The sequence below is a fragment of the Phocicoccus schoeneichii genome (genome assembly GCF_014635565.1).
Taxonomy (GTDB): domain Bacteria; phylum Bacillota; class Bacilli; order Staphylococcales; family Salinicoccaceae; genus Phocicoccus; species Phocicoccus schoeneichii.
In genome coordinates this window covers 215,547-235,690 of record NZ_BMDB01000003.1, presented here as the reverse complement: position 1 = coordinate 235,690, position 20,144 = coordinate 215,547, and the positions used below count along the sequence as shown (strand labels likewise).

Annotated in this window: 21 protein-coding genes; 19 read left to right on the top strand and 2 right to left on the bottom strand. The window is 40.5% G+C overall.

Going from position 1 to position 20,144, the window contains the following annotated elements:
• The 5 genes from metG to IEU51_RS07765 all read left to right on the top strand — a co-directional run bounded on the left by metG (nucleotide 1) and on the right by IEU51_RS07765 (nucleotide 4,628).
• On the top strand, nucleotides 1–1,971 hold the full coding sequence (gene metG / locus IEU51_RS07785) for a methionine--tRNA ligase (protein ID WP_186084289.1): 1,971 nt from the start codon (nucleotides 1–3) through the stop codon (nucleotides 1,969–1,971).
• A gap of 10 nt (nucleotides 1,972–1,981) precedes the next feature.
• On the top strand, nucleotides 1,982–2,752 hold the full coding sequence (locus IEU51_RS07780) for a TatD family hydrolase (RefSeq protein WP_186084291.1): 771 nt from the start codon (nucleotides 1,982–1,984) through the stop codon (nucleotides 2,750–2,752).
• A gap of 36 nt (nucleotides 2,753–2,788) precedes the next feature.
• Nucleotides 2,789–3,343, top strand: a complete 555-nt coding sequence (gene rnmV, locus IEU51_RS07775; protein ID WP_186084293.1) for a ribonuclease M5 — start codon at nucleotides 2,789–2,791, stop codon at nucleotides 3,341–3,343.
• Nucleotides 3,343–4,227 carry a 16S rRNA (adenine(1518)-N(6)/adenine(1519)-N(6))-dimethyltransferase RsmA gene (gene rsmA, locus IEU51_RS07770; RefSeq protein ID WP_186084295.1) on the top strand — a complete coding sequence of 295 codons (885 nt, stop codon included), beginning with the start codon at nucleotides 3,343–3,345 and terminating at the stop codon, nucleotides 4,225–4,227. Before rnmV ends, rsmA begins: the two co-directional genes overlap by 1 nt.
• Before the next feature lie 119 nt (nucleotides 4,228–4,346).
• Entirely contained in the window at nucleotides 4,347–4,628 is a 282-nt protein-coding gene (locus tag IEU51_RS07765; protein ID WP_186075936.1) for a Veg family protein, read from the top strand.
• Between the two features lie 48 nt (nucleotides 4,629–4,676).
• On the opposite strand, the gene IEU51_RS07760 is transcribed toward IEU51_RS07765, so the two are convergent.
• The gene (locus tag IEU51_RS07760) at nucleotides 4,677–4,958 is read right to left on the bottom strand and encodes a hypothetical protein (protein WP_186084297.1); all 282 of its coding nucleotides are present in this window, start codon (nucleotides 4,956–4,958) and stop codon (nucleotides 4,677–4,679) included.
• A gap of 125 nt (nucleotides 4,959–5,083) precedes the next feature.
• On the bottom strand, nucleotides 5,084–5,647 hold the full coding sequence (locus tag IEU51_RS07755; RefSeq protein WP_186084298.1) for an NADPH-dependent FMN reductase: 564 nt from the start codon (nucleotides 5,645–5,647) through the stop codon (nucleotides 5,084–5,086).
• Nucleotides 5,648–5,855: 208 nt separating this feature from the next.
• Here IEU51_RS07755 and IEU51_RS07750 point away from each other — a divergent pair, with 208 nt between their 5' ends.
• The 14 genes from IEU51_RS07750 (at nucleotide 5,856) to IEU51_RS07685 (ending at nucleotide 20,076) form a co-directional block, all read left to right on the top strand.
• Nucleotides 5,856–6,584 carry a metal ABC transporter ATP-binding protein gene (locus IEU51_RS07750; protein ID WP_186084300.1) on the top strand — a complete coding sequence of 243 codons (729 nt, stop codon included), beginning with the start codon at nucleotides 5,856–5,858 and terminating at the stop codon, nucleotides 6,582–6,584.
• Nucleotides 6,581–7,414 carry a metal ABC transporter permease gene (locus tag IEU51_RS07745; RefSeq protein ID WP_186084302.1) on the top strand — a complete coding sequence of 278 codons (834 nt, stop codon included), beginning with the start codon at nucleotides 6,581–6,583 and terminating at the stop codon, nucleotides 7,412–7,414. The genes IEU51_RS07750 and IEU51_RS07745 overlap by 4 nt, the downstream gene beginning before the upstream one ends.
• A 9-nt stretch (nucleotides 7,415–7,423) precedes the next feature.
• Nucleotides 7,424–8,341, top strand: coding sequence for a metal ABC transporter substrate-binding protein (locus IEU51_RS07740; RefSeq protein ID WP_186084310.1), 918 nt, complete (start codon nucleotides 7,424–7,426; stop codon nucleotides 8,339–8,341).
• 741 nt (nucleotides 8,342–9,082) lie between these two features.
• On the top strand, nucleotides 9,083–9,925 hold the full coding sequence (gene ispE, locus IEU51_RS07735; protein ID WP_186084312.1) for a 4-(cytidine 5'-diphospho)-2-C-methyl-D-erythritol kinase: 843 nt from the start codon (nucleotides 9,083–9,085) through the stop codon (nucleotides 9,923–9,925).
• 34 nt (nucleotides 9,926–9,959) lie between these two features.
• Entirely contained in the window at nucleotides 9,960–10,790 is an 831-nt protein-coding gene (gene purR / locus IEU51_RS07730; RefSeq protein ID WP_186084314.1) for a pur operon repressor, read from the top strand.
• A 24-nt stretch (nucleotides 10,791–10,814) separates the two neighbouring features.
• On the top strand, nucleotides 10,815–11,186 hold the full coding sequence (locus tag IEU51_RS07725) for a RidA family protein (RefSeq protein WP_186084316.1): 372 nt from the start codon (nucleotides 10,815–10,817) through the stop codon (nucleotides 11,184–11,186).
• A gap of 57 nt (nucleotides 11,187–11,243) precedes the next feature.
• Nucleotides 11,244–11,576, top strand: a complete 333-nt coding sequence (spoVG, locus tag IEU51_RS07720) for a septation regulator SpoVG (RefSeq protein ID WP_186084324.1) — start codon at nucleotides 11,244–11,246, stop codon at nucleotides 11,574–11,576.
• 111 nt (nucleotides 11,577–11,687) lie between these two features.
• A complete protein-coding gene (locus IEU51_RS09415; protein WP_186084326.1) occupies nucleotides 11,688–12,809 on the top strand; it encodes a DapH/DapD/GlmU-related protein in 1,122 nt (373 codons plus the stop codon).
• A gap of 13 nt (nucleotides 12,810–12,822) precedes the next feature.
• Nucleotides 12,823–13,803: a ribose-phosphate diphosphokinase gene (locus IEU51_RS07710; RefSeq protein ID WP_186084328.1), complete on the top strand. Its 981-nt coding sequence runs from the start codon at nucleotides 12,823–12,825 to the stop codon at nucleotides 13,801–13,803.
• 124 nt (nucleotides 13,804–13,927) lie between these two features.
• Entirely contained in the window at nucleotides 13,928–14,557 is a 630-nt protein-coding gene (locus IEU51_RS07705; RefSeq protein WP_186084330.1) for a 50S ribosomal protein L25/general stress protein Ctc, read from the top strand.
• A 57-nt stretch (nucleotides 14,558–14,614) separates the two neighbouring features.
• Nucleotides 14,615–15,187 (top strand): aminoacyl-tRNA hydrolase, encoded by a 573-nt coding sequence (gene pth, locus IEU51_RS07700; RefSeq protein ID WP_186084332.1) that lies wholly within the window; start codon nucleotides 14,615–14,617, stop codon nucleotides 15,185–15,187.
• Nucleotides 15,180–18,653: a transcription-repair coupling factor gene (gene mfd, locus IEU51_RS07695; protein WP_186084334.1), complete on the top strand. Its 3,474-nt coding sequence runs from the start codon at nucleotides 15,180–15,182 to the stop codon at nucleotides 18,651–18,653. Before pth ends, mfd begins: the two co-directional genes overlap by 8 nt.
• Complete coding sequence (locus tag IEU51_RS07690; RefSeq protein WP_186084336.1) at nucleotides 18,650–19,813, top strand: MazG nucleotide pyrophosphohydrolase domain-containing protein; 1,164 nt, start codon at nucleotides 18,650–18,652, stop codon at nucleotides 19,811–19,813. Before mfd ends, IEU51_RS07690 begins: the two co-directional genes overlap by 4 nt.
• Nucleotides 19,810–20,076, top strand: a complete 267-nt coding sequence (locus tag IEU51_RS07685) for an RNA-binding S4 domain-containing protein (RefSeq protein WP_186084338.1) — start codon at nucleotides 19,810–19,812, stop codon at nucleotides 20,074–20,076. Before IEU51_RS07690 ends, IEU51_RS07685 begins: the two co-directional genes overlap by 4 nt.
• The last annotated feature ends 68 nt before the right edge of the window (nucleotides 20,077–20,144 follow it).

Sequence of the window (20,144 nt, the reverse complement as noted above, 5' to 3'; positions counted from 1 at the left end):
ATGTCAAAACCAACATTTTACATTACTACACCGATTTACTACCCAAGTGGTCAACTCCATATTGGGAACGCATATACGACAATTGCGACAGACGTTTTAGCGCGCTATAAACGCATGCGTGGTTACGATGTGTTTTATCTGACTGGAACAGATGAGCACGGTCAAAAAATTGAGAAGAAAGCGGATGAACTTGGCGTGTCTCCACAAGAATACGTGGATAACATGGCGGAAGACATCCAGAAGCTTTGGAAAAAACTAGAGATTACAAACGATATATTTTACCGTACGACAAATGAACAACACAAAGCAGCTGTGCAAAAAATCTTTGAAAAGTTATTAGAACAAGGCGATATTTACCTTGGAGAGTACGAAGGTTGGTATTCAGTGTCAGACGAAGAGTATTTCACTGAAAACCAGCTTGCTGAAGTATATAAAGATGAAAATGGAAAAGTCATTGGTGGAGTGGCACCAAGCGGACACGAAGTAGAGCTCGTTAAAGAGGAAAGTTACTTCTTCAAAATGAGCAAGTATGCAGATCGTCTCCTAGAATATTACGAGGCGCATCCTGAGTTTATCTCACCAACATCACGTAAAAATGAGATGATTAATAACTTCATTAAACCAGGACTTGAAGACCTTGCTGTGACACGTACGTCATTTAAATGGGGTATTCCTGTAAAATCAAATCCTAAACACGTCATCTACGTGTGGATTGACGCATTAGCGAATTATATTACGGCTCTTGGATATGGTAGCGATGACGAGACAATGTTCAACAAATATTGGCCAGCAAATATCCAAATGATTGGTAAAGAAATCGTTCGTTTCCACGCGATTTACTGGCCAATCATGTTAATGGCACTTGGTGTGGAGCCACCAAAACGCTTATTTGGACACGGCTGGTTACTTATGAAAGACGGTAAGATGTCAAAATCTAAAGGGAACGTTGTGTACCCAGATATGATCGTAGACCGTTATGGACTTGACGCACTGCGTTACTACTTAATGCGTGAAGTGCCATTCGGATCTGACGGTGTCTTTACACCTGAAGGATTTGTAGACCGTACGAACTTTGATCTTGCGAATGACTTAGGTAACCTAGTAAACCGTACAATCGCGATGGTTAATAAATATTTCGACGGTGTATTACCTGAATACAAAGGTGCACAAAGTGAAATCGATGAAAGCCTAGAACAAATTGTGAAAGAAAACATCGAAAAATACGAATCAGATATTGATGAGTTACTCTTCAATAAAGCATTAGAACGTGTATGGACAATCATCAGTAGAACGAACAAATACATTGATGAGACAGAGCCATGGGTGTTAGCGAGAGATGAAGAAAACAAAGAAGCACTCGGTAACGTAATGGTACACTTAGCAGAAAATATCCGCATTGCTGCGATTCTCTTACAACCCTTCTTAACGCACGGGCCTAAGAAAATCTTTGAGCAATTAAATATTACTGAAGAGTCAGTGCTCGAGTACGACTCAATTCACAACTACGGTAGCATCAAAGTGGATGGCAAAGTAACAGAAAAGCCAACACCAATTTACCCAAGACTCGATGTGAAAGAAGAAGTCGCGTACATTAAAAATGAAATGCATAAAAACAAGCCACAAGAAGAAGAGGTGGAAGAAGTGATGAACGAAATAACAATCGATGATTTTGACAAAGTAGAAATCAAAGTTGCGACGATCATTAATGCAGAAAACGTGAAAAAAGCGGATAAGCTATTAAAAATCAATGTTGACCTAGGTGATGAAGAGCGTCAAATCATCTCAGGTATCGCAGAGCACTATTCACCTGACGACATCATTGGTAAGAAAATCTTAGTTGTAACAAACTTAAAACCAGTTAAATTACGCGGGGAACTCTCACAAGGTATGATTTTAACTGCAGAGAAAGATAGCCGTCTGACACTTGTGTCGGTACCAAACGGAATCGAAAACGGAAGTATCGTAAAATAGGAGTGAGTCTATGTTAATAGATACACATGTACATCTAAACGCAGATCAATATGTGGGCGAGGTTGATGCAGTCATCAAACGCGCCGAAGATAACGGAATCGAAAAGTTCGTAGTTATTGGGTTTGATCGTAAGACAATCGATCGTACGATGGAGTTAATCGACACGTACGACAATGTTTACGGCGTCATCGGTTGGCATCCAGTCGACGCAATTGATATGACAGATGAGGATCTAAAATGGATTGAAGAATTATCTGCACATGAAAAAATTGTTGCGATCGGTGAAATGGGGCTCGATTATCATTGGGATAAATCACCGAAAGATGTACAAAAAGAAGTGTTCAAAAAGCAAATTGAACTCGCAAAACGTGTGAAACTTCCGATTGTGATACACAATAGGGAAGCCACACGCGATACGATTGATATATTAAAAGAGATGCACGCTGAAGAAGTAGGCGGCATCATGCACGCATTTGCAAACGCCACAGAAGCAGAACTGAAGGAAGTTTTAGACCTTGGGTTCTATGTGTCGCTCGGAGGACCTGTGACGTTCAAGAATGCGAAAGTACCAAAAGAAGTGGCAACACAAGTACCACTTGATCGTCTGTTAGTTGAAACGGATGCACCATATCTCACACCACACCCTTATCGTGGGAAACGCAATGAACCGATGCACGTTAAACTCGTTGCAGAAGAAATTGCAAGATTACGTGATATGACTTATGAAGAAATCGCAGGACACACGACAGAAAATGCAAAAAGAATATACAACATTAAATAAACGGAGCTCTGCTCCGTTTTTTATTAAGAGGGATTTATGAAACAAAAAATTAAAGAAATCATCATTGTAGAAGGACGCGACGATACCAACCGTCTAAAAGAAGTCTTAGACTGTGATACGATTGAAACAAACGGATCTGCCATTAATAAGCGAACGTTAGACGAAATTGAAATCGCACTAACGACACGGGGGGCAATCATCTTTACAGATCCAGATTATCCAGGAGAACGCATTAGAAACATCATTCTAGAACGTTTTCCAAACATCAAAGAAGCACACCTATCTAGAAATAAAGCACGGGGACAACGCGGTAAAATTGGTATAGAGCACGCAAAACCAAAGGATATATTAGACGCATTAGACAAAGTAATGACGAGAAATACACACGAAGAGGATCTGTATTCCATCTCAGATATGGTCGATTTACGACTCACAGGTCAGAGTGATTCTAAAGCGCGTCGTGAGTTTTTATCGGAACAATTAAACCTTGGATACGCGAACGCCAATCAGATGAGGAACAAATTAAATCGATACCGCATAAATAAAGGTGAAGTCTTAGCGTTATTAGAGACTTATGAAGGAGAAAAGTGATGAGAGATATCGCGACACCGAAACGCACAAAAGAAATTTTAGATAAATACAAGTTTAAGTTTAAGAAGAGTCTCGGGCAGAACTTCCTGATTGATGCGAATGTGATTCGTGAGGTGCTGCATAAGGCAGATGTGACAAAGAATACAGGTGTAATTGAAGTCGGTCCTGGTATTGGATCGCTAACTGAACAACTAGCGAAAGTAGCGAAAAAAGTCGTTGCCTTTGAGATTGACCAGCGTCTGATTCCTGTTTTAGCCGATACGTTAAGCCCGTATGATAACGTGACGGTGATTCATAAAGATGTACTTGAAGCGAATATTGAAGAGACGATTAAAGAACACTTGTCCGACTGTGACGAAATTGTTGTTGTGGCGAACTTGCCCTATTATATTACAACGCCAATTCTTATGAACTTCCTAGAACAGACGACGTCTATCTCACGTTACTATACGATGATGCAGAAGGAAGTGGGCGAGCGTCTCAGTGCGCAGCCTGGCTCAAAGAGCTACGGGTCTTTATCGATTGCAATCAATTACTACACAGAGGCAAAAGTCGTTCAGCATGTGCCGAAGACGGTATTTATGCCACCGCCAAACGTGGACTCAATCATCGTTGAGCTGAAGACACGTAAAGAGAAACCTGTAGAAGTCGAAGATGAAAAAACATTCTTCAAGTTGACGCGAGGTGCCTTTGTACAACGTCGTAAGACGATAGTAAATAACTATCAATCACTCTTTGTTGATGGGAAAAAGAAAAAGGCAGAGATCACAGAGATGATTGAGAAAGCTGGGATTGACCCACGACGTAGAGGCGAGTCTTTATCGATTGAAGAATACAAACAGATCTACGATGCATTAGAAGAGACTGTACTAGAAATCATTTAAAAATATGCATATTTTATTCACTCTGCAATAACATAAAAGTAGAACGCTTTCAAGAATTTGTTGACAATTTTTTGAAAATTTGATATAATAAAGTGGAGTATTGATAGAGGTGGATAACTATGCCAAAAACAATAAGAGATATCAGAGAAGTCTTAGAGTATGAATTAGGAAATCCCGTTTTACTTGAGGCTCAAGGTGGAAGAAGAACGATCATTAAACGTCGTGGAATCTTGAGAGAGACTCACCCTGCAGTTTTTGTAGTGGAATTAGATCAAGAAAAACATAATTTTGAATGCGTGTCTTATACATACGCAGACATTTTAACAAAACACGTTGAAGTTACAGTATTCAACGATGATAACACAGAGAAACTTGTACTTATGGAAGAAGTAGCGAATTAATAACGAAAGCCCTGAACAAATTGTTCGGGGCTTTTTTACTTTATTTTTTTATTTTCTCTTCTTATTTTTGTGCTTGTACGTGTACTGAGCTTTTAGGGTTTCATCTTCTGCAACGTATTTTTTAGCGAGTTTTGTAGCAGTGAAGCGACTGACAAACATTGCGAGAAGTAGTGCCGTACTGAGCCCGATAATTTGGACAATCGTGTGAACGGTTCTTGAGAAATCATTTGTCTCTAAGATGCGGTTTGTTAGCCAAAATAGACCAATGAAAATAATTAAGAACAAGAACACATCTAATATGCGAATTAACGCAGGAATATTCTTTTTCATACTTAACCTCTAAATTTATTATTTACAATATAGTATAAATGAAAATCATATATATAGTAAAATTTGCATTAAAAAACTCCCAACATGAGTGACGTGTGTCTCTCGTTGGGAGTTAATAATTTAAATTATGCTTTTGGGCTTAATTTAGATGCCCAGTCAGCTGTCGTTTTGATTACTGTGTCAATTGTGTCGTTGTGAACTTCAGCTGGTTTGAATTCTGACATGTTTTCGAAGTCTGTGAATAAGCTGAATGCACCAAATGGTCCTACAGTCGGCATGTTGAAGTTAGAAAGCATGATACGTAATTGTTGAACTGCTGTAACTCCAAGTGTTGAACCGTAACCGACAAGTCCAGCTGCTTTCCCCATCCACTCTGACCCAAGTTGGTCAATGTGGTTTTTAAGAACGCCTGATGGTGCTTTGTTGTATTCTGGTGTTACGAAGATGAAACCATCTAAGCTGTCTACTTTTTGAGACCAAGCAGTAACTTCGTCTGAGTTATAGTTTTTGTTTAACATTGCTGGTGGCATAGAGTCTAACATTGGAACTGGGAAGTCTTTAAGGTCTACTAGTTCAAACTCTACTCCATCTAATCCTAATTTATTAGCGCGGTCGAATACGAACTGTGCAACTTGCTCAGATACGCGTCCTTCACGTGTTGATCCGATAACAATACCGATTTTTGTCATTTTAAAAATTCCTCCAAAGATTGTGATTTGTCTCGCTAATTTAGCGCAATTCTTATAATAAACTAAAACTATTTCGAATTCAAGATATTTAGCTCTAATTCGAGATATAAATGATAGCAACCAGACTAAATTTTTAGTTTTAGGTTTGACTAATAATAAAGTTTAGGGTACTCTAAACTTATTATAAAAAATAAGAGAGGTAGATGGCATGTTTAAAGTGAATGATCTGAGTGTCACGTACAACAATAAAGTGCGTGCTCTTAAAAATGCGAATGCAGAACTCCCACTTGGTAAAATCTACGGAATTATAGGCCCAAATGGGGCAGGTAAGTCTACCTTTATCAAAGGCGTTCTAAATTTAGTTAAACATACTGGAAGCGTGACAGTAGAGGACACGCCAATTAAAAAGATGCAGTGTAACATTTCATACGTTGCACAGCGCAGTGATCTTGATCTGACATTCCCAATTTCAGTGTTACAATGTGTCGTGCTTGGGACAGTGCCGACGTTAGGTCTATTCAGGCGTCCGGGTAAAAAAGAATATAAAGTCGCAGAACAAGCACTCCGAAAAGTTGGTATGCTCGATTTTAAAAATAATCAAATTGGAGAATTGTCTGGTGGACAGTTTCAACGTGTCTTAATCGCACGTGCACTTGCTCAACAAAGTACGCTCGTATTTTTAGATGAGCCATTTGTCGGTATCGACGTTCATAGTGAAGAAATTATTATTAAAGTGATTCGAGACTTACGCAAAGAAGGCGTAACGATTTTTGTCATACATCACGATTTAAGTAAAGTGCATGAATATTTTGACGGATTAATACTCATCAATAAGACGATTCTTGCATTTGGAGAAGTAGATGAAGTTTTCACTGAGGAAAACTTAACATCGGCTTACGGATCTAACATCATAGTGAAAGTAGGGGAAAAATCATGATTAGTTTATTTATTGAAGAAGTCATTCAGTATGGATTTTTCCAGAAGGCGCTACTCACAGGTGTAGCGGTAGGAATTGTCTGCGGTGTCATCGGGTGTTTCATCGTCCTTCGTGGACTCGCACTCATGGGTGATGCGATTTCTCATGCGATTCTGCCTGGAGTTGCTATTTCATATATGCTTGGCATCAACTTTTTCGTAGGTGCGGCAATCGTTGGGCTCCTCGCTGCTTTGGGTATTGGGTTTATCAACAGAAATTCAATCGTGAAGAACGATGCCGCAATTGGAATCGTGTTTAGTCTATTCTTTGCGGTTGGGGTGTTACTCATTGCGAAGGCGAAGACAGCGATTGACTTGACGCAAATCTTATTCGGTAACGTCTTGACGGTATCTGATACGGATCGCACGATGACGCTTATTATTGGCGGACTCGTATTATTACTCGTTTATGTGTTCTACAAAGAACTTGTGCTCACATCGTTTGACCCGGTGATGGCAGAAGCGAGTGGTATGAAAGTTGGAATTATTCACTATCTACTCATGCTCATGTTGACGCTTGTGACTGTTGTGTCACTGCAAACAGTTGGGGTGATTCTCGTAGTCTCATTACTCATTACGCCAGCATCGACGGCGTATTTGCTCACGCACCGCATGTCGACGATGATATTTTTATCAGCAGCGATTGGAGCAATCAGCGCAATTGTTGGACTGTTTTTCAGTTTTAGTTTCAACTTATCGAGTGGACCATCCATCGTTGTTGTTGCGACAGCAATCTTTATTTTAGCGTTTATATTCGCGCCACGCCGCGGACTAATCGCTAAATACTTGTAGGTGATTTCTGTGAAGAAATGGTTAATGTTGATTGCTGTGACGCTCATTTTAGCGGGATGTGCCGAAGTTGATACGGGAGATAAAAACAAGTTACAAATCGCGTCTTCATTTACGATGATTACGGATATCGCCGAAGCAATCGGGGGAGAGCACGTCGAAGTGCACAACCTCGTGCCGAGCGGGATGGACCCACATGAATACGAACCAAAACCGATCGACGTAAGGAAAGTGTCTGAATCAGATATCGTGTTCGCTTTTGGTTTAAATCTAGAGGGGGGTACGCACGGTTGGCTCGCGAAACTTATGCGTTCTGTTGAGCTCGATGAATCGAAATTCCACGAAGTTGGTAAAGCAGTAGAACCGATGTATATCGAAGAAGCAAGCGGGGCGAAAGAACCGAATCCGCACGCATTCACGACACCATCGAACGGAATATTGATGGTTGAAGCGATCCGCGATACGCTGATTATAGAAGACCCAGCGCATGCGGAAGTTTATCTTAAAAATGCGGAAGAATATTTGGAAGAGCTACGAGGAATTAAAGTGGACTATGATGAAAAACTTGCGCAGATTAAACCAGAGAATAGAATTCTCATGACGAGTGAGTTCGCGTTTCAATATTTGACTGCAGAATATGATTTGAAGGATGGCTACCTATTTTCAATTGATACAGAAGAAAGCGGTACGCCAGAACAAATCAAAAACGCGGTGGATTTTATAAATGAAAATAAGCCGCCAGTTATATTTGTTGAGTCCAATGTAGACAGACGCCCAATGCAGACCGTGTCGGAAGAAACAGGCGTACCGATTTTTGAACGCCCGATCTACTCCGACGAAATCGGTGGAGCCGGCGACGAAGTCGACAGCTATCTGCATTATTTAGAATATAACTTAGACATAATATATGAAGGACTCACGGGAAAGTGAGTTCCGGCTGAAGCCACCCGCGGGGGTGGCTTTTTTGATGTGAGGAGTATCTTAGCGCTACCGCCAACAAAACTTCAATTAGCGCAACGATGTGAGGAGTATCTTCGCGCTACCGCCAACCAAACTCCAATTAGCGCAACGATGTAGAGAGTATCTTCGCGCTACCACCTGCGAAACTCCAATTAGCACAACGATGTGAGGAGTATCTTCGCGCTAACGCCTGCGAAACTCCAATTAGCGCAACGATGTGAGGAGTATCTTGGCGCTACTGCCAACAAAACTTCAATTAGCGCAACGATGTGAGGAGTATCTTTGCGCTACCGCCAACAAAACTTCAATTAGCGCAACGATGTGAGGAGTATCTTTGCGCTACCGCCAACCAAACTCCAATTAGCGCAACGATGTGAGGAGTATCTTCGCGCTACCGACAACAAAACTTCAATTAGCGCAACGATGTGAGGAGTATCTTGGCGCTACCGCCAACCAAACTCCAATTAGCACAACGATTCAGGAACGCACTCTGCGCTATTTTCTGTTTTTATCTATTTAGCGCAACGATAAAGACCTGTGCAATGCAATAAGTCGCGCTCTTTCTTACACCCCCCACTCCAAAAACACGAACTTTCCACGCCAGAACACAGCTATTACAAACAAACTTTCATCTTAATATTGTTTTTTCCTTTATAGTTCGCCAAAAGACAAGTAAAATAAGAGATAATTTATAAATTTACAGGTGGTTATATGCATATAGAAGTAGCGAGAGCTAAAATCAATCTCTCTCTCGATGTTCTTGGCAAACGACCGGATGGTTTTCATGAGGTCAGTATGATTATGACGACGATTGATTTGAATGACTATCTTACGTTTAACAAAAGAACTGACAAACGTATTGTACTGACATCTGATTCTAGCTTTATGCCGCTTGGAAGAAAAAATCTGGTCTATCAGGCAGCGGAGCTGATGCAAAGGAAGTACAATACGTCGGGCGTCGAGATTCACATAGAAAAAAATATACCGATCGCGGCGGGGCTCGCGGGAGGTTCGAGTGATGCAGCTGCGGCACTGCGCGGCATGAATGCACTCTTCGAACTGAACGTACCAATTGAAACATTAATGGATTACGGCGCAACACTTGGGTCAGACATCCCGTTCTGTGTCAAAGGGGGCACAGCGCTTGCGACTGGACGTGGCGAAAAAATCGAAACGATAAAAAGCCCGCCTCACGGTTGGGTCATCTTGGCGAAACCGTCCATCTCCGTATCGACTCCAAAAATTTACGGTGGGATCAGAGGTCGCAAATTCACACCAGGTACTGAAAAGATGAAAACAGCACTCGAATCCGGTAACTTCGACGAGATGATCGGTGCACTAAAAAATGACTTACAATCAGTCACGCGCGAACGTTACAAAGAAGTCGATCATCTGATCGACGTGTTCAAAAAATTTGGAGCAGAGGGCGTACTCATGAGCGGATCAGGCCCAACAGTCTTTGCGATTTTCAAAAAAGAACGCCAAGCCTCACAGTTTTACAACGCACTAAAAGGATTCTGTGATGAAGTGTACAATGTGCGTCTTCTTGGGTAGATAAAGACGAACGATAGTTTAAAAGGAGCTTATTATGAAATATAAACGCAGTGAACGTCTTGTGTATATGACTGAGTATTTGACGAGACGTCCAAATGATCTTATCCCACTGACGACGTTTGTGAATAAATTTAATCAGGCGAAATCATCAATTTCTGAAGATATTCGCATTTTGAAAGAAGTGTTCGAATCAGAAGGCATCGGTCTTGTTCAGACGACTGCAGGCGCTTCTGGGGGCGTGACTTTTATCCCAAAAATCACGAAAACTAAAGCAGAAGAAATCGTCGATCACTTCATCGAAGAGTTGTCTAAGAAAAACAGGCTTCTCCCAGGTGGATATCTCTACATGTCAGACCTTGTTGGGAACACGCACGTGATGGACGAGATTTCCGAACTCATCGTTACGATGTATGAAAATAAAGAAATCGACACCGTTGTGACCATCGCAACCAAAGGGATACCACTCGCTCATGCTGTTGCAAGAAAGCTGAACGTACCCGTTGCCGTCATTCGTAAAGACAACAAGATCACAGAAGGCTCAACAGTATCTGTGAACTATGTGTCAGGCTCAACAAGAAAAATCGAAACGATGATTTTAGCAAAACGTACGCTAGAAAACGGCGCGCGCGTCCTTGTTGTGGATGACTTCCTAAGAGCAGGTGGATCCATCAACGGTGTGATTCGACTTATGGAAGAATTCCAGGCAGAAGTGGTCGGTGTATCCGTCTTAGTCGAGTCAAAAGATATCATCGACCGCGTATTCACGGATTACACATCAATTGCGAAAGTAGCGAATATCGATGAATATAACGAAACATTTGATGTAGAACCAGGTAATTGTTTAGAGTTTTTCAATAAAGGATAAATACAAACTAAGAGGTGTTTAATTATGGAACCAATTAATGCAAAAAACGCACCGGCAGCTGTCGGACCATACAGCCATGCTGTGAAGATTAACGACTTATTATATTGCTCTGGACAAATTCCGTTAAATAAAGACGGAGAAGTAGTGAACGGTTCAGTAACTGAACAAGCAGAACAAGTAATGAAAAACATTGGTGTAGTACTTGAAGAAGTCGGTTTAGACTACAGTAATGTCATCAAAACGATGATCTTTATTACAGACATGAACGACTTCCAAGACGTTAATGAAGTTTACGGAAAGTATTTTACGGGTAAATTACCTGCAAGATCATGTGTTGAGGTAAGTAGACTTCCTAAAGATGTCAATGTTGAAATTGAGGTAATTGCAGCATTTTAATCTTGAACTTTTAAATTAAACACATGTCCGATCTACTTAATTATGGGAGGATTTAATATGAAAGTAACAGATGTAAGATTACGCAAAGTAAACAATCCAGATACTCGCATGAAAGCATTGGCATCAATCACTTTTGATGATGCGTTTGTTATTCATGACTTACGAGTAATTGATGGAAATAATGGACTTTTCGTGGCGATGCCTTCGAAACGTACGGTTGATGGAGAGTTTCGTGACGTCGCACACCCAATAAATTCTGAAATGCGTCAGCATATTCAAGAAGCGGTTATGAAAGTGTACGATGAAACGGAAGATCCAGTCGTAGAAGACGAAGAATCTGTCGAAGAAATCGAATCAGAAGAAATTTCTTACGACAAAGACGAAGAGTAATTATATATGAGCTGGGAGACACGTCTTCTGGCTTTTTTTAATGTCTTTAAACCTTGCATGAGTACTATATGTAAAATATAATGGTTAAGAGATAAAACATTGGAGGGTCCTATGGAAAGACAAGCAATCATCGTAGTCGATGAAGACTTTTTAAAAATGAAATCAAGCACCCATCCTGCTCTGCATGACCTAGTTGGAACACCAGTAATTCAACATGTCATCAATAATTTAAGAAATGCTGGTATCAACGACATCTTCTTAAACGTAGAGCCTGCATCTAACTCGGGTGTTGCGGAAGCTTATAGAGGCCTCCCAGTGCTTAAAGACCATAATATTGAAGCGGTAGAGACAGTTCTTATCAGTGCCGTATCTCCACTCTTAAACAGTGAAATGATTGATTCGCTGTTTTCTGAAGATGAAGACAATATTTACGTTGTAGATGCAAACTGCTTGAAAGTATCTAAGGAAAACACGAAATACATCACACACGATTCGATTTCATCAATTGCAAAAAGAGTCGGTGCAGTAGAAGGTGACTTTTCTGTATTTACGATCGAATCTAGAACGGATCTCGCGAATGCAGCGCATATGATGCGTGGGTTTATCAACGAGCGTTTAATGGAGAATGGTGTAACAATTATCGATCCATTTAACACGTATATTGATGCGACTGTACAAATCGGTATGGATAGTGTGATCTACCCAGGAGCGATTATTTCAGGTGAAACATCGATTGGTGAGCGTACAATCATTCGTGCGAACAGTGAAATTACGAATTCGGTCATCGGTAATGATGTCGAAATTAAGCAATCTGTAATTTCAGATTCTGAGGTAGGCGATGGTACTTCAGTTGGTCCGTTTGCTCAATTAAGACCAGGCACAGTGCTTGGTAAAAAAGTAAAAATCGGTAACTTCGTTGAGACGAAAAAAGCAGTGCTTCATGATGAAGCCAAAGTTTCTCACTTAAGCTATGTTGGAGATGCTGAAGTAGGAGAACGCACAAATATCGGTTGTGGTTCAATCACAGTGAACTATGACGGAGTAAACAAGTTTAAGACGACTATAGGTAGCGACGCGTTTATTGGATGTAATTCAAACATGATTGCACCAATCACAATAGGTGATCGAGCAGTCATTGCAGCAGGATCAACTCTGACTAATGATGTGCCAGATGACAGTTTAGCTATTGCAAGAGAAAGACAAACGAATAAAGAAGACTATTATAAAAATTAATTCGGGGGCTATTATGAATACTTCTATCGAAAGTAAAGACAATAATTTAAAGGTATTTACTTTATCTTCAAACGAACCACTTGCAAATGAAATTGCGAATCACTTAGGAGTAGAACTCGGTAAATGTACAGTTAAACATTTCTCAGATAAAGAAATCCAAGTAGACGTTCTAGAAAGTATCCGCGGTAAGGACATCTTCGTAGTACAATCTACTTCTGAACCTGTAAACGAGCACTTAATGGAATTACTTATCATGATCGATGCACTTAAACGTGCGTCAGCAAAACGTATTAACATTGTCATGCCGTATTACGGTTACGCACGTCAAGACAGAAAGAGTCGTCCACGTGAACCAATTACAGCAAAACTAGTTGCGAATCTTTTAGAAGTTGCTGGAGCAGACCGCGTAATCTCAATCGACTTACACGCTGCCCAAATCCAAGGATTCTTTGATATTCCAATTGACCACTTAACCGCGGTACCATTAATTACAGATTACTTCGCGAAAGAGAAAAGTGAACTCAACTACACTGATGACGTTGTAATCGTATCTCCAGACCACGGTGGTGTGGTACGTGCACGTCGTATGGCAGAGCGACTTGGCTCACCAATCGCAATTATCGACAAACGTCGTCCAAGAGCAAACGTTGCTGAAGTAATGAGCATCGTTGGTGATATCAAAGATAAAATCGCAATCGTAATCGATGACATCATCGACACAGGTGGCACGATTTCTCTAGCAGCGGACAAGCTGATAGATGAAGGCGCAAAAGAAGTTTACGTATGTTGTTCACACCCAGTACTTTCTGGACCAGCAATCGAAAACCTAGGCAAGTCAAAAATTAAAGAAGTTATTGTTACAAACTCAATTCAATTACCAGATGAAAAACGCATCGACAAAGTAACTGAAATTTCAGTAGGTAAACTTCTTGCGGAAGCAGTACTTCGCGTTCACCAAGAACGTTCTGTGAGCAGACTTTTTGACGATAAATAAAAAAGACTGATTAAAATGTCACAATACTTTTACAACCATGGGGTATTTGTGGTATTATAACGTATGGCTATTTGATACAATGCGGTAAATATGAACTGCAAATTTTGAAAGGTGGAAATTAGAAATGGCAAAATTAGTTGCTACTGAGAGAACAGGGAACACTCAGTCTTCACGTAACGAGTTACGTAACACTGGTAAAGTACCTGCAATCCTATACGGATACAAAGTAGAAAACACATCTGTTGCTGTTGACGAGAACGAATTCATTAAAGTAATTCGTGAAGTTGGACGTAACGGAGTAATCGAATTAGAACTTGAAAGTAAAACAACTCAAGTAATGGTAAACGACTACCAATTCGATTCACTTAAAAATAAAATCGAACACATCGACTTCATCGCAATCAACATGGATATTGAAAGAACTGTTGACGTAAATGTGATCGTAGTTGGAGAAGCTGTTGGTGCTAACGAAGGCGGAGTTGTTGAACAACCAAACTTCACAGTACAAGTTACAGCACGTCCTGCTGACCTTCCAGAAGAAATCGAAATCGATGTAACTGACCTAGAAGTAGGTTCAGCAATTCACGTTGGAGATATTCGCGACAACTTCAAGTTCACAATCGAAGATGAAGATGATTATGTACTTGCTACTTGCCATATCCCAGCTGAAGAGACAGAAGAAGACGCTGTTGAAGGTGAAGAAGCACCAGAAGCTGAAACTGAAACTGAAGAAGCATCTGAAGACGAAGAATAATATCGAACAACTAGGCGGTGGAGCATCCACCGCCTCTTTTAGTTAGGTGGAATTATTTTGAAAGTATTTATAGGTCTTGGAAATCCAGGGAAAAAGTATGAAAATACAAGGCATAATATTGGGTTTATCGGAATCTTGGACCTTGCGAGAGAATGGAATATCGACATGAGAGAGACGAAGTTCAAATGTATTTACGGTACTGGATTTGTCGGTACTGAAAAAGTGATGCTCGTAATGCCGCAAACATTTATGAACTTATCTGGTGAAGGTGCAAGACCTTTAATTGATTATTATAATGTAGACATAGAAGATGTTGTTGTATTATATGATGATTTAGATTTACCACTTGGTCGCATCAGACTCCGACAAAAAGGGAGTGCCGGTGGACACAATGGAATTAAATCACTCACTCAACACTTTGGTACTGAAAAATATAAGCGTGTGCGCATGGGAATCGGGCGTCCAGATGGTAGAATGCCAATCGTAAACTGGGTACTTGGACGATTTACTGATGAAGAAACACCTGTATTAGATAAGGTCGTTGCACATACTACACGTGCATGTGAGGCAATTTTATCAGAATCATTTATAGATGTGATGAACAAATATAATGGTGATGTCGATGTATAGTGTAGTAAAGTCTCGTATTAAAAATGATGATCGCATTAAAGAGATTGTACAATCGAATCATGATGGAAACATACTCGTCACTGGGATTAGTGACGAGTTTAAAGGCGTGTTCTTTAATGAAATCAGAGAACTGTCTGATGGACAAATCGTCGTATTTGTTGAAAATAACCATAAGATGGAGCGTCTAGAAGTATCTCTATCTGAACATACAGATGATATATATACCTTTCCTGTCGGCGATATTATGATTGAGACGATGGCGACAGAAAGCCCTGAGTTTAGAAAAGCGCGTATGAGTACACTATATGCGTTAATCGAAAAGAAACCAGGGCTCTTTATCGTGCCAACAGAAGCTCTATTAAAGCCACTCATGCCAAAAGATACGTTAAAAGAGTATCAAAAGCATATTGAACTTGGCGACGTAATCGAATATGAATCATTTATTGAATACCTAGTGAGCATTGGCTATAAGCGTATGAAAGAAGCGCAAAACTTCGGTGAGTTCGCTGTGCGTGGGGACATCTTTGATGTGTTCACACCAAACGGTATGGTGCGTATCGAGCTCTTCGATGACGAGGTCGATTCACTTCGTTTAATAGATGAAGAAACGAAACGCTCAAAAGAGAATGTCAATGAACTCACGTTAGAACCTTATGCAGAATATATTTTAAATCAATCAGATAGAGAACGTCTCTTAGAAATCGTTGAAGAATTATATGAAAACACAAAACCGAAATTAAGTGGACAAGAATTAGAAGCGTTAGATGAGTACTATGAAACGCTCATCCAAGAAGACAATACATTCCAATATCTCGTTCAGTTCAGTCATCTGTTACGTGAAGACGAGATTTCGATTCTCGATTATATCGACAGTTCTGCACGTGTTTTTATAGATGAAATCAAGAATATCGAGATGGCGTATGAAACAGAAACAACGGCGATTCATAACTTCTATGATTCTATGCTTGAAGCAGGGAAGTCGCTCGCAGGTGGCGGCAACTATTTAGAGCATCAACTGTCACGACTCATGAACGTGAACGCAACGTATATGACGTTATTTTTAAAAAATATGCCCGTACAGTTCGAAGAAATCATCAAGATTTCAGTAAAACCGACGGAAATCTATTACGGTCAATACGATATATTAGCATCTAACATCAATAAATTTATTGAGGACCTTTATCTTGTGAATATCATCTTACGTGATGAAGATGAAGTGAAGAAAACGAAGCAATTATTCGATGATTTAAATATTCACACGTACTTATATGATATTCCGGAAGATGTTGAAACGGGCGTAGTACTCACAATTGGTGGTATTGAAAAAGGGTTTATTCTCCCTTACATGCACGTGGCTGTTTTATCTTCAAAAGAATTATATAACCGTGTTGCAAAGAGAAAAAAACGTACGAAGAAAATATCGAATGCCGAAAAAATTAAGTCATATCAGGATCTCCATGTCGGAGATTACATCGTGCATATTCACCACGGTGTCGGACGATACCTAGGAATCGAAACACTTGAGGTCGGCGGCATTCACTCGGACTACATGAAGCTTCAGTACAAAGGAACGGACCAATTGTTCATTCCAGTAGACCAGATGCAGCTCGTACAAAAGTATGTCTCATCTGATGACGGCTCGCCGAAGATGCATAAACTCGGGGGTACTGAGTGGAAACGCACGAAAGCGAGAGTTGAGGCCAGTGTAAATGAACTCGCGGACGAACTCTTAAAACTGTATCAAGAACGTGCAGCGTCTGTAGGTTTTAAGTTCAGTAAAGATAACGATATGGTTGAGGCGTTTGAAGCGAAATTCCCATATGAACCAACACCTGACCAGCTCGCGTCAATTCACGAGATTAAAAAAGATATGGAAAGTGTTCAACCGATGGACCGACTACTCTGTGGAGATGTTGGGTATGGTAAAACTGAGGTTGCGATTCGTGCTGCGTTTAAAGCAGTACAAGACGGCAAGCAAGTAGCGCTACTCGTTCCAACTACAATTCTAGCTGCGCAACACTTTGAAACGTTCATCGAGCGTATCGAAGACTTCCCGGTGAATGTTGAGATGATGAGCAGATTCAGAACCAGAAAAGAAATGAATGAAGTGAGACAAGGTCTGAAGGATGGTACGGTTGATATCGTTGTCGGTACACATACGATTTTAGGTAAGTCCGTCGAATTTAAAGATCTCGGACTTTTAATCGTCGATGAAGAACAACGCTTCGGTGTGAAGCACAAAGAAACGATTAAGCAAATTAAGACGAATGTTGACGTGCTCACTTTAACAGCGACACCAATCCCAAGAACACTCCACATGAGTCTAATGGGTGTGCGCGATTTATCTGTAATCGAGACACCACCACTGAACCGTTTCCCGGTTCAAACGTATGTGCTAGAATACAATGCAAACTTCGTAAAAGAAGCGATCGAACGAGAACTCGCAAGAACTGGGCAGGTCTTTTATCTGCATAACAGCACGAGTACGATCTATGAAAAAGCAGCGCACATTGAAATGCTAGTGCCAGATGCGAACGTTGGAGTTATGCACGCGAAAATGACGGAGCGTGAAATCGAAGAAACGATGTACGCTTTTATTGATGGTGAATTTGATGTCCTCGTTACGACTACAATCATCGAAACTGGAGTAGACGTGCCAAATGCGAACACACTCATCATTGAAGATGCGGACAAGTTTGGATTATCTCAGCTCTATCAGTTAAGAGGTCGTGTGGGTCGTAGTAACCGAATTAGTTACGCGTATCTCTTCCATCAACCGAATAAAGTACTGACAGAAGTGGCAGAGAAACGATTATCTGCAATCAAAGAATACACAGAACTGGGTAGTGGGTTCAAGATTGCGATGCGTGATTTAAATATTCGTGGTGCTGGAAACTTACTTGGTAAAGATCAGTCTGGTTTCATCGACTCAGTCGGTTATGAATTATATTCAGATATGCTTGAAGAAGCTGTGAATGAGAAACGCGGTATCGAAAAAGAACCAGCACCAGTGAATCTACCAATAGATATTGAACTCGATGCATACTTGCCTGCAAGTTACATTTCGCACGAGCAGTCTAAGATTGACTTGTACAAACGACTCAGACAAGTAGGTAGTATAGAGTCTCTTCGTGATATTGAAGATGAACTGATTGACCGATTCGGGGATTATCCAGTTGAGGTTGAAAACTTAATTAAGCTTGTGAGAGTGAAGGTATATGCACTCATTCTTGGTGCATATAACGTTAAAGAGGACAAACGTCACTTCTATGTGAACTTAACGAAACAAGCGACGAGCCAAATTGATGGTTCGAAATTATTCATGGATACTGAAGAGTTTAAACGTATCTTAAACATCAAAGTGGTCGATGGTGAAATCAGATTTATTGTACGCACTAAAAAAATCGATCAGTTAATTAGCATCTTAAAAGCAAGTGTAGATGCGAGAATGGAGGAAGTGGCATGAAGGTCACAATTTTAGGACTCGGAAGTTCGGATGTGGACCAAATGTCACTCCGCATTTACCGTGCGCTTAAAAATGCAGCGCATCTGTATTTAAGAACAAGCGATCATCCAGCCGTTCAAATGCTAGATGATGAAGGGATTTCTTACGAGACGTTTGACCACGTCTATGAAGAAAACGATACGTTCACAGATACGTATCAAACGATTGTGGATTTACTTATTGAAGCGGCGCAAGATAAAGACATTACTTACGCAGTGCCAGGTAGTCCGCTTCTTTATGAAACGACGACAGAACTACTCTTACATCATGCGGAAGAAAACGATGACTTTGAAGTTGAGGTTCTTGGAGGACAAAGCTTTATTGATGTGTGTATTGAAGCGGTGAAAATTCCAGTGAATGATGGATTCCAAATCTTAGATGGTTCGAATCTATCTGCTGCTGACTTCAACCACCATCAACATACGCTTATCACGCAAGTGTACGACCTGTTTTCAGTGTCGAACGTAAAACTCGAGCTACTGGAATTTTATCCGCATGATACGATTGTGTATCTCATCGACAAAGCAGGGTCAAAAGATGAAACGCTTATAAAAGCGGAACTGAGTGAGATTGACCACAACGTGCCAACGTCAAACTTGATGACAATGTACGTGCCAAAAGTGGAGTCAAAAGCACTCGATAACCGCTCAATTCATTATATGAACGATCTTTTCAATACGCTTGTCAGTGAGGATGGATGTCCGTGGGACAAAGTGCAGACGCATGAATCACTTGAACGTTTCTTAATTGAAGAGACGTATGAAGTGATTGAAGCAATTGAAACAGAAGACGACGAACTTCTGATTGAAGAACTCGGAGACATCCTGTTACAAGTCGGACTTCATGCAGCGATTGCGAACAAGGACGGATACTTCGACTTTTACGATATACTCAGTCGCTTAAATGAGAAACTCGTTCATCGTCATCCGCATGTCTTTGGTGATATAGAAGCTGCAGAAACATCTGACGTAAACAAAATATGGAATGCTCAAAAAGAAAAAGAAGGCAAAACAGAACGCGTGAAATACGAAAAAGAATATGCTGACAAAATCTTAGCTTGGATGAAAGAAACGATTCACGAAAAAAGAACGCTCAGCGAAATATTGGAGGGTGAACAATGAGACTCGATAAGTACTTAAAAGTATCCCGCATAATAAAACGCCGTACGCTCGCAAAAGAAGTGAGCGACGACGGTCGTGTAGAAGTGAACGACCAAGTAGCGAAAGCTGGAACAGTCGTTAAAGTTGGAGATAAAATTAAGATTCGCTTTGGTACGCGCACTGTCACTTATGAAGTGACAGATCTCCGCGAACACGTACGTAAGGATGAAGCATCACTCATGTATAAAATACTTGAAGAAGAAAAAGTTGAAAGAGATTTCTAATATAGATAGAAACGACCTTTGATTTAGTGTAAAATCAAAAGTACTAAAGTCGAACGTAGAATACTTGA